The following is a 16,185-nucleotide window of genomic DNA, read 5'->3' as shown; positions in this document are numbered from 1 at the left end:
GGTATGCGGGCTTCCGGGGCATCGTTGCGGGATGCCGAGCGAGAAGCCGTACTACTGCCACACCTGCGACTCGAACGAGGGGCACCGTCCGCTCGTCGCTGACGAGAAGCAGTGGCTCAAGAACCGCCTGGTCAAACGGAACGTCGACAATTACTTGATGTGCGTGGCGCCGGGCTGCCGGCATGTCCGCACCGGGTTCACCAAGTGCGCCGGAACCCCTGACCACCACATCCGGATCCCCGAACCCGAGTAACTCCTACAGGTTGCTGAAGTCCGGGCCCTTCGTGCGGGTCCGCTTGATCTCGTAGAAGCCGGGGGTCGAGGCGACCAGCAGCGTGCCGTCCCACAGCTTGGCCGCGGCCTCGCCCTGCGGGGTGGGCGTGACGACCGGGCCGAAGAAGGCGATCTGCTCGCCGTCGTCGCCGGGGAGCGCGATCACCGGGGTGCCGACCTCCTGGCCGACCTTGTCGATGCCCTCCTTGTGGGAGGCGCGCAGCTCGGCGTCGAACTCGAAGTCCTCCTGGTCGGCGTAGTCGAGCAGGGAGGCCGGGAGGCCTACGTCCTCGAGCGCGCCCGCGATCGCCTCGATGGTCGGGCCCTCGCCCTGGTTGTGGATGCGGGTGCCGAGCGCGGTGTAGAGCGGGCCGAGGATGTCCTCCCCGTGCTTCTGCCAGGCGGCGGTGACCACCCGGATCGGCTTCCAGGCCTTGGTGGCCAGCATGTCCCGGTACTCCTCGGGCAGCTGGTCCAGCTTGTCCTCGTTGAGAACCGCGAGGCTCATGATGTGCCAGCGGACCTCGATGTCCCGGACCTTCTCCACTTCCAGCACCCAGCGCGAGGTCATCCAGGCCCAGGGGCACAGCGGGTCGAACCAGAAGTCGACAGGGGTCTTGGTGGAGGCGGTCTCGGGCATGGTTCTCCTCGGAAAGCGGTGTTTCCCGCAGCAACGCCGGAGGCCGCTCGCCTCATTCCCGGGTGTCACGCCTCGTTCCCGGCTGTCCCGCGTCAGGGGCACATGGCAGGATCGCTCCTGTCCGTTCCGCAAAATCCATGTCCATCCCATGACGCCCCGAGGGAGTGCCGCCCGTGCCCGGTGAGAATCTGACCCGCGACGAGGCCCAGGAGCGGGCAGCGCTGCTGTCCGTGGACGGCTACGAGGTCTCCCTCGACCTGCGCTCCGCCCTGGGCGACATCGAGGCCGAGCCGCGCACCTTCCGCTCGGTGACCACGATCCGCTTCCGCTGCGCGGAGCCGGGCGCCGCGAGCTTCGCCGACCTGCTCGCACCGAGCGTCACGGCCGTGTCGCTCAACGGCAAGGACCTGGACCCCGGCGAGGTCTTCGACGGCTCCCGCATCCGGCTGGAGGACCTCCGGGCCGACAACGAGCTGGTCGTCGACGCGCAGTGCGCCTACTCCCGCACCGGCGAGGGCATGCACCGCTTCGTCGACCCCGAGGACGGCGAGGTCTACCTCTACACCCAGTACGAGCCCGCCGACTCCCGGCGCGTCTTCGCCAACTTCGAGCAGCCGGACCTCAAGGCCCCCTTCCGCGCCGAGGTGCGGGCCCCGGAGGGGTGGACGGTCTGGAGCAACGGCGTCGGTGAACTCGTCGACGGTGTGTGGAGGTTCGCCGAGACCAAGCCGATCTCCACGTACATCACCGCGTTCGCGGCGGGCCCGTACCACTACGTCACGGACAGCTACACGCGCACCTTCGACGACGGTACGACGCTGGAGATCCCGCTCGGCGCGATGTGCCGCAAGGGCCTTGCGCCCCACTTCGACTCCGACGACGTGTTCCTGGTGACCAAGCAGGGGCTCGACTTCTTCCACGACCACTTCGACTACCCGTACCCGTTCGGGAAGTACGACCAGGCGTTCGTGCCCGAGTACAACCTCGGCGCGATGGAGAACCCGGGGCTCGTCACCTTCCGCGAGGAGTACATCTTCCGCGGCAAGGTCACCCAGGCCTCGTACGAGGGCCGGGCCAACGTCATCCTGCACGAGATGGCGCACATGTGGTTCGGCGACCTCGTCACCATGGAGTGGTGGGACGACCTGTGGCTCAAGGAGTCCTTCGCCGACTTCATGGGCGCGTTCGGGCTGGTCGGGGCGACCCGCTTCGAGAACGGCTGGATCACCTTCGCCAACCGCCGCAAGGCCTGGGCGTACCGCGCCGACCAGCTGCCCTCCACCCACCCCATCACGGCCGACATCCACGACCTCCAGGATGCCAAGCTCAACTTCGACGGGATCACGTACGCGAAGGGGGCGAGCGTGCTCAAGCAGCTCGTCGCGTACGTCGGCCAGGACGCGTTCCTGGAGGGCGCGCGCCGCTACTTCAAGCGGAACGCCTACGGCAACACGCGCCTCGGCGATCTGCTGTCGGCGCTGGAGGAGACCAGCGGGCGCGATCTGGCCACCTGGTCGCGGGCCTGGCTCCAGACGGCCGGGGTGAACTCCCTCACCCCGCAGGTGATCCTGAGCGCCGAGGGCCGCGTCACGGAGCTGGCCGTGCTCCAGGAGGCCCCCGAGTCGCACCCCGAACTGCGCCCGCACCGCGTCGCGGTGGGCCTGTACCGGCGTGAGGACGCCGACGGCTCTCTGGTGCGGTACGCGCGCGCCGAGGTCGACGTCGTCGGCCCCCGTACGGTGGTCGAGGAGCTGGTCGGCGCGGACGCCCCCGAGCTGGTCCTCGTCAACGACGACGACCTCACGTACTGCAAGATCCGCTTCGACGAGAACTCGCTGGCCACGCTGCGCGAGAGGCTCGGCGACATCACCGACCCGCTCGCCCGCGCGCTGTGCTGGTCGGCGCTGTGGAACCTCACCCGGGACGCGCTGATGCCGGCCCGGGACTTCGTGGGCCTGGTGCTGCGCTTCGCGGGCCGCGAGTCCGACATCGGCGTCCTGCAGATGCTGCACGCCTGGGCGCACTCGGCGCTCGTCCACTACGCGGCCCCCGACTGGCGTGCGGAGGGCGGCCGGCTGCTCGCCCAGGGCGCCCTGAAGGAACTGCGGCTCGCCGAGCCCGGCAGCCAGCACCAGCTGACCTGGGCCCGATTCTTCGCGACGGTCGCCTCCGACCAGGCCGATCTGCAACTGCTGCTGCACCTCCTGGAGGGCACCGCCAAGGTCGACGGCCTGGACGTCGACCAGGAGCTGCGCTGGGCGCTCCTGGAACCGCTGGCCGCGCACGGCGTCGCCGACGAGTCCCTCCTCGCGGCCGAACTGGCCCGCGACGACACGGCCTCCGGCAAGCGCCACCAGGTCCGCTGCCTCGCCGCCCGCCCCTCGGCGGCGGTCAAGGCCCAGGCCTGGGCGCAGGTCGTCGAGTCGGACGCGCTGTCCAACGCGCTGGTCGAGGCGACCATCGCGGGCTTCGCACAGCCCTCCCAGCGGGATCTTCTGGCTCCCTACGCCGCGAAGTACTTCGCGGCCATCGAGCGCGTCTGGGCCGAGCGGTCCATCCAGATCGGCATGGATGTGGTCAAGGGCCTGTTCCCGTCCCTGCGGGACTCCCAGGAGACCCTGGACGCGACGGACGCCTGGCTCACCGCCCACGAGGACGCGGCACCGGCCCTGCGCCGGCTGGTCCTGGAGGCACGGGACGACCTGGCGCGCGCCCTGCGGGGGCAGGCGTGCGACACGGCGGCGGGCTCGTAGCGACAACGGCCGGGAAACGACGGGGCTCCGGGCCGCCCGTGCGGCCGCCCGGAGCCCCGTTACCGAACCCGCGCACCGGGCCCCGTAACCCCGATCCGGACCAGCGTCTTTCGGCAGTCGAACGCCCGTACTTTAGGGCGAGCTTGTCCGGATTTGTCGACGGGCGTGTAACAGCGGTTAGGGGACGGATCGGGCGCGGGAAACCCCCGGTCATGAACCACAACACCCCACTGTTCCCCCGCCCCCTCCGTCACCTGTCCCCCACGCGGCGGCGGGTCCTGACCGCCTCTCAGCTGCGCAGCCACGGCATCACGGCCGCCGACACCACCGAGCGGTGCCGGCCGGGCGGTCCCTGGCAGCAGATCCTCCCCGGCGTCTTCCTCCTCCACCCGGGGCCGCCCACCTCCGAGGAACGCCTGCACGCCGTCCTGCTGTTCGCGGGCCGCACCCCGGCCCCTGAGCCGGCGCCGGGCATCCCCGTCCAGCCGGGCGCCGAGGAACCGCACGCCCCACGGCCGTACGCGGACGCGCTGATCACGGGCCTGGCGGCGCTGACCCTGCACGGGTTCACCTCGTCGCCCCCGCTGACCGCCCTCGACAAGATCGACGTCCTGGTCCCCCGGCTGCGCCGACTGCGCTCGCACGGCTGCGCGCACATCGTCCGTACGCCTTCGCTGCCCGCCCCCTCGTACCTCACGGGTGTCCCGGTCGCCCCGGTGCCGCGCGCCCTCGCCGACGCGGTGGCGGAGTTGTCGGACACGGGCACGGTACGGCGCCTGCTGACGGAGGCGGTGCGCGCCGGGCACTGCGAACCGGCCGCGGTGGTGCGTGAGTTGACGCAGGCGCGGCTGCTGAGCCGGCCGCATGTGGTGGACGCGGTGGACTCGCTGCTGGCGGAGGGCCGGGCGATCGCGGAGGACCGGCTCTACCGGATGGTGCGGGAGTACGGCCTGCCCGAGCCGGTCTGGAACGTCGACCTGCGTCTGCCGGGCGGGCCCCACCTGGGCGGCCTCGACGCGTACTGGCCCGAGCAGGCGGTGGCCCTGGAGCTGGACACCCGGGCGCCCCGGCCGGGACATCGGCAGGACGACGACGCCCTCTGGTCGGAGTACGCCCGCAAGCGCGAGCATCTGGAGCGGCTGGGCATCACGGTCGTCCACGTCACCCCGCGCAAGCTGCGCGACGCGAGGGAGCAGCAGGCGGCGGTGGTCCGCACCGCGCTGATGGCGGCGAACGACCGGGATCCGGCCGCGTATGTCGTGGTCCTGCCCCGGTAGCAACGGACCGGGGCGGTACCAGGAGGGGAGAGGAGGGGCCGCCGGCGATCCGGCGGCCCCTCCTCGTGCGGGTTGCCCGTGGGGTCCGGGCACCCCCTGTCCGCCGTCATGATGGCGCAGTGGGCCTCGAACCGTACCGAGGTGAGCTGGTGGCGTACTGCTACCGGATGCCGGGCTCGTTCCACGAGGCCGAGGACCTGATCGACGAGTACCTCTGGAGTGCCGATCGGCCGAAGGCTGCGGTGACCTGCGTCAAGAAGGCCGTTCGGAGGTCTACTTGTGGCAGAACTCGCCCTCGATCACCGCATCGCTGTCCCCCGACCAGTCCCCGTTGAAGTTGAAGGCCAGGGAGTGGCGGCCGTCCGCCGTCGTCACGGCGGAGGACGTCGAGCCGTGGATGCCGCCGTCGTGGCCCCACACATGGACCCCGCAGCTGAGCTTGCGGTCGATGAGACCCAGGCCGTAGCGGGCGCCCGGGATCTCGTCGGCCTTCACCGTGGTCTTCATCTCCTTCAGTTGCTTCGGCGGAAGGAGCCGGCCGCCCAGCAGGGCCGCGTAGAAGCGGTTCAGGTCGGCGGAGTCGGAGATCATCTCTCCGGCGGAGGAGGCCAGGGAGGGGTTGAGCCGCGTGACGTCGTACGTCGGGCCCGTCGTCGTCCGGGCCAGTTTCGAGTACGCGTGGCTGCTGGGCCGTGGGAGCGTCGTCCTGGTGCCGGGGACGGACGTGGCGCGCAGGCCGAGCGGTTCGATGACGCGGCGGCGGATCTCCGTGGCGTAGGAGTGGCCGGTGACCTTCTCGATCACCATGCCGGCCAGCACGTAGTTGGTGTTGGAGTAGCTCCATGACGTGCCCGGCGCGAAGAGCGGCTTGTGGATCATCGCGATCGCGACGAGTTCCTCGGGCGTCTTCGTGTCGTAGCGGTGTTCGAAGAAGCCGTCCTTCAGGAAGTACGTGCGGGCGAAGTCGTCGTCCGCCGTGTAGTTGAAGATGCCGCTGGTGTGGTTGAGGAGCTGACGGACGGTGATCCGGCGTCCGTCGTGGCCATGGCCCCGGACCACGCCCGGGAGCCACTTCTCCACCTTGTCGTCCAGCGACAGCCGCCGCTCCGCCTCCAGCTGCAACAGCACCGTCGACACGAACGTCTTCGTGATGCTGCCCACGCGGTAGTGGTCGGCCGTGCCGCGCGGCGTGTGCGTCCGCACGTCGCCCACGCCCGCCGTGGCCGACCACGTGCCGTCGGCGTCCCGCGCCGTCGCTGTCACGCCCGGCACCCCGGCCTTCACCGCGGCGTCCATGGCGGCGCGGGTCGCGCCGTGGTGAGCGGCTCCGGCGGGAGCCGCCACCGCGGGCCCCGCCAGAGTGGCCGCGAGCGCCACCGCCGTCGCCGCCACCAGTCCCGTACGCACTGACATGCCGTTCCCCCTTCACCGGTGAACCCTGGTCGGGGGGAGGGACTCGGCGGACCGATGTGAAGGTTGCCCGCCTGTACGCCGGTTGAGTGGATTTCGGCCGTTCTTCGGGTTTCCTCAGGCCTTCTTCAGTACGAGCTCCGTGTTGCGGTCCCGCGAGGCGCCGGCCAGTTCGGTGCTGCGGCCCGGGGAGTTGAAGGCGAGCTCGCGGTAGAGGGCCGCGAGGCCGGTCTGGCTGAGGTCGGAGAAGTCCGTGCGGTGCGGGGCCGCGGACTCGATGAGGGTGGTGAACAGGGAGAGCGTGCCGTCCTTGTTGTCGACGACCTCGATGATGCGGGCGAGGTGCGGGAAGTCGACGTGGGAGGCGGTGTTGATCTCCCAGAAGGAGCCGTGGTTCGGCGCGGAGTGCGCGATGATCTCGTTCTTGTGGGTGTGGCCGTTCACCCAGGCCAGCACGTTGCGGTGCTTGGCGAGCGTGGCGACCACGTCCTCGCCGCCGTGGCGCTTGTCGCTCGGGTGCGCGGGGTCGACGCGGCGGTTGGTCATCGACTTGCTGGTGTGGTGGCTGAAGACGATGGCGTACGAGTCCTTGTTGTCGCTCAGCGTCTTGTCCAGCCAGCGCAGCTGGGTCGTCCCGATGGAGCCCATGTAGTGGCCGCCCGGGTCGGTGGTGTCGATGCTGATGCCGATGATGTCGTCGGAGATGCGGAAGGCGTAGTACTGGGTGCCCGCGGCGAGGTTGGCCTGTGAGTAGCCGTGGCCGATCGGACCGGGGCCGGTGTGCGCGGGGTCGAGGTGCGCCTTGAGGTAGTCGGCGGGCGTGAAGGGGGCGCGCGACTCGTCCGGGGTGACCGAGCGCAGCTCCCGCGCGTGCGTCTTGAGGAGGTCCCTGAGCTGGGTGCCCTTGGGGTCCTTGTCGTTCTTGATGGCGGCGCGCAGGGCGACGCTCGCCGAGGCGGGCAGCGTCATCAGCTTCTTGCCGCCGACGGCGAACTCGGCGAGGAAGGAGTCGCCGTGCCGGTAGCAGCCCAGCGGCAGCGCGTCGTGGTTGCCGACCGTGGAGTACCAGGGCAGGCCGAGGCCGGGGCTGCGCAGCTCACGGATGGCGGCCGCGAGGAAGCCGTGCAGGTGCGGGAAGCCGCGCTGCTTGTCGGCGTCGCGCAGGGCCGCGTCCGGCTGCCAGTACAGCTTGAGGCCGCTGTTCTGGACGCCCTCGTAGTGCCGCGGGTCGCCACTGTTGGGGCTGATCCGGCCGCCGCTCATGACCTTCAGGAACCAGTCCAGCTCCGTCTTGGAGTTGTTGTCCGTGTTGTCCCCGGTGGTCATGACGAAGTGCAGCGGGGAGCCGGTGACGGGGGCGCCCCGCAGCGCGTTGACCCGCTCGACGAGCGAGACGGCGCCGGCCACGGTCAGCGACTCGTGCGGACGCCAGGCGTTGGCGGCGCCGGTGCGCAGGTACTCGAGCCGCAGCGGGTGCTGGACGTCGATCAGGTGCAGGTCGGTGAACTGCACGAACGCGGCGAGCGCGGTGCGCCGGTCGGCCCGGCCCGACTTGGCCGCGGCCAGGTCGCCGCGAACGACCCGCTTCCAGGCGGGGCCGTCACCGAGCCGCCGGTAGCCGCCCGAGCCGGAGCGCGGCGCGGCCACGCTCTCCAGGGTGGTGCCGCGCTCGTAGGGAGCGAGGGGCGCGGCGGGCGCCTGCCGGGACACGGCGACGGCGGACTCACCGGTGCCGGTGGTGGCGGCGTGCGCCTCGGAGTCGGGGCGCAGGGCGTAGCCGATGCCCGCGGAGAGGGTCACCGCCCCGGTGGCGGCGAGCAGGGTACGGCGGTTCATGGCGGCGGAAGTGGCGACAGAGCGTATGCGCGACATGGCGCGATCTCCCCGAGTGCGAACGCGTCGGCAGTGGTCGCGGGGGGCTCGTTGCGGTAACTCCCCGCTCATACTGGATCGTTGGCACCGGGGGTGACCTGGACGTTAACGAGGCGGCAACGGCCGACGCCGATCACCGAACGTGGATCTTGGAACACCCTGCGCGTCCACGACCCCTCTCCGAACGGCCGGGACGCGGTCACTCCGTGTTCATTTTCCGGGGTAGGGCCCCATTCCCGGCGGTCCCCGCCGGTACTCTCCCGCCTCTCAGGAGCCGACGCGGCCGAGGGGCGGTCGTTCCCGCCACAGCCGCAGTCCCACGTCGACCAGCGCGACCCGGTCGAGGGCGGGTACCTCGTCGAGCGGGTGCCAGGCCGCCATGTCGGTGGAGCCGTTCGTCTCGTGGCGCAGCTCGCCGCCGGTGACACGGGCCTCGTAGACGATCCGCAGGGCGTGGAAGTCGTTGGGTGAGCCGAGTCGGCGCGGGTGCGAACGCAGGACGGAGTCGACGCCGAGCAGCGCGAGGGGCTCGACGGCGTAGCCCGTCTCCTCCTCGGCCTCGCGGATCACGGTGTCGTAGGGGTCCTCGCCGTGGTCCATGCCGCCGCCCGGCAGGGTCCACCGCCTGCTTCCGTCACCCGCGACCCAGCGGGCCAGCAGCATCCGCCCGTCCCGCACGCATACGGCGTAGGCCGCCACCCTCAACTGCTTCGGCATGCCCAGACGTTACGGCACCGGGGCGGGGCAAGTCGCCTACGGCGGGGACGGGTTGGCCGGCGAGTACTCCGGCGGCGACCAGCGGATCGGGCTGGCGGCAGGTGTCTGGACGACCTCGGTGACGGTGAAGCCGACCGTGCGCTCCCCGTCGGCCGCGTACTCCGTGCGTGCCGTGCCCGTCAGTTGCAGCACCGTACCCACCGCCCAGTCCAGGAAGAGCAGCCCCGCCCGCGGGTCCGTCTCCAGGTTGCCAAGGGTCAGGAACATGGAGTTGCCGGGGTAGTCGCGCCAGTACAGCTCGTGCGGTGAGATGACGTGGACGAATCCTGGGTTGCCGCCCCGGTGGCTGGCGTCGGCGCCGTGCGCGTGGACGGTGGCCAGGAAGAAGGTGTCGGCGCACTCGACGAACCGCCGCTGCCCGGGGGAGAGTGCGGTGGACCTGCGGGGCATGCCGGGCGGACGCTCGGCCTTCTCGTACGACTCCCTCTTCTGCAGGTACTTCGGGCAGTTGGAGAAGACCTGGTCGGCCTCGACGGCGAAGCCGCGGGGGGTCGGGCGGGCCCGGCCGTTGAGGCGCATACGGCGGCGGGTGCGCGGGTCGAGCGCGATCGTGCCGACGGAGGTGCCCGGGGTGGCGAGCGCCCGCGCCAGTGGGTCGCTCTCGCGCGGACCGCCGCCCGTGACCGAGATCTGCCGCACACCCGTCGCCCGTACGAACCCGGGCTCGCCGGTGAGCAGCGAGGCCCACACCGCTCCGCCCACCGGGTCGGCCGCGCCCACCACCAGCATCGGCTGGAGTTCGAGGAAGGCGGCGGCCACGGGGCGGATGCCCTGTCCGACGGACCGCCCCACATGGTCGGCGGCCTCGCGCACCCCCACCCGCTCCTGTACGGCCCGTGAGCCGCGGTGGTACGTCATGACATGCCCCGCTCTCCACAGACCCTAGAAGAAACCGCAGGTGGGGGCGGTGTCGGAGGGCACCGGGGCCCCCTCCGACCCACTCGGCGCGTAGATCTCGAGGCGGGTGCCGTCGGGGTCGTGGAAGAAGATGCCGCCGGACGCCGAGCCCTCCCGGTGGGCAACCACGCCCTCGTACGCGAAGTCGACGCCGTAGTCCCGCAGGGCCGTCTCGTACTCCCTGACCTGGTCGACCGAGTCCACTTCGAGGGCGAGGTGGTGCAGGCCGGCGCGGGCCTTGTCGTACGAACCCCGCGCCTGCTGCCAGAGCGTGAGCACCGGGCTGCCGTCTCCGGCGAGGGAGCCGAGGAACGCGTACCGCCGCTCCTCCTCCTTGCCCTCGGCGATCACTCCGAAGCCGAGGACGTCGCGGTAGAAGGCGAGCGAGCGGTCGAGGTCGGTGACGTTCAGGCCGATGTGGCCGGTGCGCAAGGTCATGACGGTCCCGTCTGTCATGGGCCGCCCCCAGAGAAGGGCTAACCCCTGTCATTGAGGTTAGGGGTTAGATTGGGGAGCGTCAACCAGTGACTTACCCTTGAGCGGTTAGCACCGAAGGGAGCTCCCCATGCCCACCACCGCCGATCCCCGTCCGCTCACCGGCGAGCCGGTCTCGCTCGACCTGCTCAACACCCGCTGGAACCGCGAGGGAGTGACGCAGGACCTGCTCACGGACACCGGGGGCCTGGCGGTGTGGCTGGCGGCGAACGGGCTGGACTTCCCGGCCGACGACGCCGTGCTGCTGCATGTACGAGAAGCCCGCGACGCCCTGCGCTCGGCCGTCGACGGCACCCTGGAGGAAGCCGCCGCCCGGATCGACGCCGTTCTCGCGCACGGCCGCGTCCGCCTGACGCTGACCGGCCGGGGACCCGGCGAGGAAGCGGAGTTCGGCGACCCGTCCTGGGGGCCCGCCTGGCTCGCCGCCCGCGACTACCTCGGACTGCTCGACACCGCCCCCGACCGCATCCGCCGCTGCGCCCACGACACCTGCATCCTGCATTTCTTCGACACCTCGCGGAACGGCACCCGTCGCTGGTGCTCGATGGCGGCCTGCGGTAACCGCGCGAAGGCGTCCCGCCACTACGCGCGCACGCGGGAGGCCTGAGCGGCCGGGAGCGGGCGAGGGGCGGCCGGGGATTGGCCGACCATGCTTGTCGATGCTTGTTGATGTCCTGTCATATTGCGTTTTGACCGTCGTGACGTATGGCGGAAGTACGCCATGGCTCCATCCCGCCCCGGTCAACTCTCCCCAAACAACTGCCCCTTAGGTAAAGCTGAGCGGTCATCCGGGTCCACATACCGGACTGATGTGATCGCGTCCCGTGGGAACGTCGGGACCGGTCACTCCACGCTCGTTCCTTTACCTACAAGGGATGCTGATGACCGATCCTCAGCGCGCACCGATATCGGGCGCGAGACGCGTGGCCCGCATCGCCGTGGCCGCGGGCCTGGTGGCCGCGCTCTCCGCGGCCGGGCCGATACCCATGGCCTTCTCCGCGGACCACGCACCCGCCACGCCCGATCCGGGCACCAAGTCCGCGAGCGCCAAGCTCGGTTCGGACGACGCGGACCTCCTCGCCGAGGCCAAGGCCGACGGCGCGAAGAACGTCACGATGATGATCGCCACCGCTCCCGGGCAGACCGAGCAGGTCGCCCGGGAGATGGACGCGGTCAAGGGCGGCTCCGTCGGCCAGACGTACGACAAGGTCGGCTACGTCCGGGCCACCGTCCCGACCGCCAAGGCCGACGCTGCCATCGCCGCCGCCACCAAGCTGACCTCGGTGCACGGCATCGACCTGCGCCAGGACATCGCGCTCGACGACCCGACGCCGAGCGCCGACACGGTCAAGGGCGCTTCTACGAAGGCCACGAAGACCTACGCCGCGCCCGACAAGAACACCCCCGCCGAGAACCCGTACAACCCGTCCTTCGAGACAGGCGCCGTCGACTTCGTGAAGAAGAACCCGAAGGCGGACGGCCGGGGCGTCACCATCGGCATCCTCGACTCCGGTGTGGACCTGAGCCACCCGGCGCTGCAGAAGACCACCACCGGCGAGCGCAAGATCGTCGACTGGGTCACCTCGACCGACCCGATCCTCGACAACGACCTGAGCTGGCGGCCCATGGTCAGCGCGGTCTCCGGGCCCGCCTTCACCTACGGCGGCCAGAGCTGGACGGCCCCGGCGGGCTCGTACGAGATCAGCACGTTCCGGGAGTCCGCGACCGCCGGCGGCGACGCCGCGGGCGACGTGAACCGTGACGGCGACACCACCGACGCGTGGGGCGTCCTGTACGACCCGGCGGCCGGCACCGTCACCGTCGACGTGAACAACAACCACGACTTCAGCGACGACACCGCGATGAAGCCGTACAAGGACGGCTACCAGATCGGTCACTTCGGGACCGACAACCCGGCCACCGACGTCGTCGAGAGCCAGCCGTTCGTCGTGCAGATCCGCAAGGACGTGCCGATGGACCCCTACGGGGGCGACTGGGTCGGCAAGAAGGCCGACTTCGTCAACATCGGTCTGATCGCGAGCGAGCACGGCACGCACGTCGCCGGCATCACGTCCGCGAACGGCCTGTTCGGCGGCAAGATGAACGGCGCCGCCCCCGGCGCGAAGATCGTCTCGTCGCGCGCCTGCGTGTTCGGCCCGAGCTGCACCAACGTCGCGCTCACCGAGGGCATGATCGACCTCGTCGTCAACCACGGCGTCGACATCGTGAACATGTCCATCGGCGGCCTGCCCGCGCTGAACGACGGCAACAACGCGCGCTCCGAGCTCTACACGCGTCTCATCGACACCTACGGTGTCCAGCTGGTGATCTCCGCGGGCAACTCCGGCCCCGGCGCCAACACCATCGGCGACCCCGGCCTGGCCGACAAGGTCATCTCGGTCGGCGCGTCCATCTCCAAGGACACCTGGGCCGCCAACTACGGCTCCGTCGTGGAGAAGAAGTACGCGATGATGCCGTTCTCCTCGCGCGGTCCGCGTGAGGACGGCGGCTTCACGCCGACGCTGACCGCGCCCGGCGCCGCGATCAACACCACGCAGACCTGGCTGCCGGGCTCCCCGGTCGCCCAGGCCGGCTACTCCCTGCCGGCCGGCTACTCGATGCTCCAGGGCACCTCGATGGCCTCCCCGCAGGCCGCCGGCGCGTCCGCGCTGCTGCTGAGCGCCGCCAAGCAGAAGGGCATCGCCCTGACGCCCGCCAAGCTGCGCACGGCCCTCACCTCTACCGCCGACCACATCAAGGGTGTGCAGGCGTACGAGGAGGGCGCGGGCCTCATCAACATCGTGGACGCGTGGAAGTCGATCAAGGACGACGCGACCGCCCACGACGCTGCGCCTTCCAACTACGTCGTCAAGGCCCCCGTCGACACCGCGATCGACTACGCCCTGAAGACCCCGGGCTTCGGCACCGGCCTCTACGACCGCGAGGGCGGCCTCAAGGTCGGCGTGAAGAAGTCGTACGACATCACCATCACGCGTACGTCCGGCCCGGACAAGGCGATCCGCCATGAGCTGCACTTCGAGAACAACGCCGGTGACACCTTCCGGATCGTCGGCTCCGACGAGGTCAAGCTCGAACTGAACAAGCCGGTCACCGTCAAGGTCGCCGCGAAGGCCTCCTCGACCGGCATCAAGAGCGCGATCCTCGAGGTCGACGACCCGCGGACCGAGGGCATCGACAAGCAGATCCTGACGACGGTCGTGGTCTCCACGCCGCTCAAGTACAGCTACTCCGCGTCGAGTTCGGTGCAGCGCAACAGCACGAAGTCGTACTTCCTGACCGTGCCCGAGGGCGCGAAGGCGCTGGAGGTCGCGATCGGCGGGCTGAAGGACCTGAGCCAGACCCGGTTCATCTCCATCCACCCCTACGGTGTCCCGGTCGAGGACACCGGCACGCCGTACTGCTACAGCAACTACCCGAACACCAACGGCTGCAAGCCCGACGTGCGCTCGTACGCGGACCCGCAGCCCGGTGTCTGGGAGGTCGAGGTCGAGGCGCGCCGTACCTCGCCGCTGCTCGACAACCCGTACAAGCTGGAGGCCACCGTGCTCGGCGCGGCCTTCGACCCGGCCGTCGTGACGGTCCCCGAGGCCAAGGTCGGCACGCCGGTCACCGCCTCCTGGAAGGTGACGAACGGCTTCGCGGCGCTCGACGGCACCCTCAAGGGCGGCCCGCTCGGCTCCTCGAAGACGGCCCGGCCGACCATCGCGGGCGGCGCCACGCAGACCAGCACGGTCGAGGTGCCGGCCGGCGCCGCGTCGCTCGACGTCGCCATCGGCAACGTCTCGGACACGGCCGCCGACCTGGACCTGACGGTGTACGACTCCGCGGGCAAGCAGGTCGCGCAGTCCGCGGACGGCGACTCGGAGGAGGCCGTCTCCATCCCCAACCCCGCCGCCGGTACGTACACCATCGAGGTCGTGGGCTACTCGGTCCCGTCGGGCTCGACCGCGTACGACTACCGTGACGTGTTCTTCTCCTCCGCGCTCGGCTCGGTCAAGGTCGACGAGTCGGCGCCGGTGAAGCTCGCCACGGGCGGTACGGCGACGGTGTCCGGCGAGGTCACCGCGGCCGCGCCGGCCCCCGAGGGACGCGAGTTCTTCGGCCGGGTCCAGCTGGTGAACGCCCGCGGCACGGCCGCCGGCCTCGGCAGCGTGAAGATCGAGAAGGTCACCCCGTAGCAACCGGCTGACCTACGAGGGGCGGGCGTCCGGAAACGGGCGCCCGCCCTTCTTCACGGGCACGTGCCTTCCTCACAGGCACGTGCCCTCTTCATGGGCACGTGAGGGTGCGGGACGCGGGCAGCGCCTTCACGATCCACGCCCGTTCGTCGGCGATGGCCTTCTCCCCCGTGGTCCAGCCGGTCGGTGTCGCCGGATCGTCCTGGAGGGTGACGAGTACCCGCTCGCCCTCGCGCGGCCGGGGAGCCACGTCCTCGTCCAGGACGAGGACGACCTCGGCCTTCCCCTTCTCGGGCTTGTAGTAGCGGTCCACGTGGAGGGTGATCCGGTTCTCCGTGGTGCCGGGGAGCGGCTCGACGTCGGCGACCGTGCCCTCCGCCACGAGCCGGGCGCAGGCCAGATACCCGGGGGCGCTGAGCGAGGCACTGCCGCCCGCGGTCCCGCTGTCGGCCGCCTTGGCCCCGCTGGCGTCCGACGCGCCTGCCCCGTTGTGCGCGAGGAGCCAGCCCATGCCGACGACCATCGCGGCCACGGTGGCCGCGACGAGGGTGCCCAGGACCAGGGCTAGGGGACGGCGCCCGCGGTTCCTGGGGGCGCCTTCGGGGCGGCGGGTGCGCTTTCTGGGGGCCCGTACCGGGACCGGCTTCGCTTCCTCCGCACGGTCCGTCAGCGCGTCCCCGATGACCGCCAACTGCTCCCGCAGCAGCGCCACATCGGCCACCGCCTTCCGGTGCTCGGCCATGAACTCCGGGTCGTCGCCGGCCCCTTCCGGCAGCGCCTCGTCAGTGATCGCGGCCAACAGCGCGTCCACTCCCTCGTACTCGGCCACGTCACACCACCTCGTCCTCGTGCAGGCGGGCGCGCAGGGCGCGGACCGCCGAGTGCAGCCTGCTCTTGACCGTCCCCTCGGGGATGCCGAGCTCCTCGGCGATCCCGCGCACGGACAGATCGGCGTAGAAACGCAGGACGAGGACCTGTCGCTGGGCGTCGGGCAGCTCGTCCAGGCCCTGCGCCACGGCGAGCGAGAGCACGCTGGAGTCCTCGTCACGGGCGTCCGCGGGCTGGCGCAGCGAGGCCAGCCGCTCGCCGAGCCGCTCCTGGCGCCGCTTGGCCCGGTGCCAGTCCATCGCCAGGTTCGAGGCGACGACCGCCGCCCACGCGGACACGTCACGCGGCGCCTCGTCCCCCTTCGCCGCGCGTTCCAGCAACCGCAGGCGCACCTGCTGCACCCCGTCCGGCAGGTCCGCCTGCGGTACGCCACCGAGCGCGAGCACCGCCCGCACCCGGCGTTCCTGGGCCGCGTCCAGGGGATCGTCCGCCCCCTGGACCCGGCGTGCCTTTCTGCGCAGCACTCCGCCCCTCCCCTCCCGCGTTTCCTCTACGACGCCGGTGCGGGCCAAAACGTTCGGCCATACGTGAAGGAGTCGTACGTCACACCGGGCCGGGGCCGGTGAGGACGCCCACGCCGTACGGCTTGCGGTTCCCGGCGGCCGACGGACGGTTTTCTTTCGGATGCCGCGGCGATGCCGAAGGGCGGACGTGTCCCACTCCTCGGGCGGCACGGGCAAAGGATTGGACACGCGGGGACGGGT

Annotated in this window: 13 protein-coding genes; 5 read left to right on the top strand and 8 right to left on the bottom strand. The window is 71.0% G+C overall.

Going from position 1 to position 16,185, the window contains the following annotated elements; all coding sequences use genetic code 11:
- Positions 1–31 precede the first annotated feature (31 nt).
- A complete protein-coding gene (locus ACZ69M_RS01175; RefSeq protein WP_470045872.1) occupies positions 32–253 on the top strand; it encodes a hypothetical protein in 222 nt (73 codons plus the stop codon).
- Between the two features lie 3 nt (positions 254–256).
- Here ACZ69M_RS01175 and ACZ69M_RS01170 read toward each other — a convergent pair whose 3' ends face one another.
- A complete protein-coding gene (locus tag ACZ69M_RS01170) occupies positions 257–913 on the bottom strand; it encodes a mycothiol-dependent nitroreductase Rv2466c family protein (RefSeq protein ID WP_470045871.1) in 657 nt (218 codons plus the stop codon).
- A 173-nt stretch (positions 914–1,086) separates the two neighbouring features.
- Between ACZ69M_RS01170 and pepN the strand changes: the two genes are divergently transcribed.
- Together pepN and ACZ69M_RS01160 are read left to right on the top strand one after the other, a co-directional pair.
- Positions 1,087–3,666, top strand: a complete 2,580-nt coding sequence (gene pepN / locus ACZ69M_RS01165) for an aminopeptidase N (protein ID WP_470045870.1) — start codon at positions 1,087–1,089, stop codon at positions 3,664–3,666.
- Between the two features lie 212 nt (positions 3,667–3,878).
- Positions 3,879–4,943 (top strand): hypothetical protein, encoded by a 1,065-nt coding sequence (locus tag ACZ69M_RS01160; protein WP_470045869.1) that lies wholly within the window; start codon positions 3,879–3,881, stop codon positions 4,941–4,943.
- Between the two features lie 273 nt (positions 4,944–5,216).
- Here the strand turns inward: ACZ69M_RS01160 and ACZ69M_RS01155 are convergent, their stop codons facing one another.
- The 5 genes from ACZ69M_RS01155 to ACZ69M_RS01135 all read right to left on the bottom strand — a co-directional run bounded on the left by ACZ69M_RS01155 (position 5,217) and on the right by ACZ69M_RS01135 (position 10,337).
- Positions 5,217–6,356 (bottom strand): serine hydrolase domain-containing protein, encoded by a 1,140-nt coding sequence (locus ACZ69M_RS01155; RefSeq protein WP_470045868.1) that lies wholly within the window; start codon positions 6,354–6,356, stop codon positions 5,217–5,219.
- 114 nt (positions 6,357–6,470) lie between these two features.
- Entirely contained in the window at positions 6,471–8,225 is a 1,755-nt protein-coding gene (locus ACZ69M_RS01150; RefSeq protein ID WP_470045867.1) for a TIGR03767 family metallophosphoesterase, read from the bottom strand.
- 267 nt (positions 8,226–8,492) lie between these two features.
- Entirely contained in the window at positions 8,493–8,942 is a 450-nt protein-coding gene (locus ACZ69M_RS01145) for an NUDIX hydrolase (protein ID WP_319744344.1), read from the bottom strand.
- A 36-nt stretch (positions 8,943–8,978) separates the two neighbouring features.
- Entirely contained in the window at positions 8,979–9,860 is an 882-nt protein-coding gene (locus ACZ69M_RS01140; RefSeq protein ID WP_470045866.1) for a pyridoxamine 5'-phosphate oxidase family protein, read from the bottom strand.
- A 24-nt stretch (positions 9,861–9,884) separates the two neighbouring features.
- On the bottom strand, positions 9,885–10,337 hold the full coding sequence (locus tag ACZ69M_RS01135; protein WP_470046341.1) for a VOC family protein: 453 nt from the start codon (positions 10,335–10,337) through the stop codon (positions 9,885–9,887).
- Between the two features lie 127 nt (positions 10,338–10,464).
- Between ACZ69M_RS01135 and ACZ69M_RS01130 the strand changes: the two genes are divergently transcribed.
- A complete protein-coding gene (locus ACZ69M_RS01130; RefSeq protein WP_470045865.1) occupies positions 10,465–11,001 on the top strand; it encodes a CGNR zinc finger domain-containing protein in 537 nt (178 codons plus the stop codon).
- 274 nt (positions 11,002–11,275) lie between these two features.
- The gene (locus ACZ69M_RS01125) at positions 11,276–14,593 is read left to right on the top strand and encodes a S8 family serine peptidase (protein ID WP_470045864.1); all 3,318 of its coding nucleotides are present in this window, start codon (positions 11,276–11,278) and stop codon (positions 14,591–14,593) included.
- A 91-nt stretch (positions 14,594–14,684) separates the two neighbouring features.
- Here the strand turns inward: ACZ69M_RS01125 and ACZ69M_RS01120 are convergent, their stop codons facing one another.
- Complete coding sequence (locus ACZ69M_RS01120; RefSeq protein WP_470045863.1) at positions 14,685–15,422, bottom strand: hypothetical protein; 738 nt, start codon at positions 15,420–15,422, stop codon at positions 14,685–14,687.
- A 1-nt stretch (position 15,423) separates the two neighbouring features.
- The gene (locus ACZ69M_RS01115) at positions 15,424–15,945 is read right to left on the bottom strand and encodes a sigma-70 family RNA polymerase sigma factor (RefSeq protein WP_382117810.1); all 522 of its coding nucleotides are present in this window, start codon (positions 15,943–15,945) and stop codon (positions 15,424–15,426) included.
- Between the last annotated feature and the right edge of the window lie 240 nt (positions 15,946–16,185).

The sequence above is a fragment of the Streptomyces sp. NPDC107454 genome (assembly GCF_055582885.1).
The sequence above is the reverse complement of the archived record's forward strand: the minus strand, read 5'-3'. Positions and strand labels throughout refer to the sequence as shown.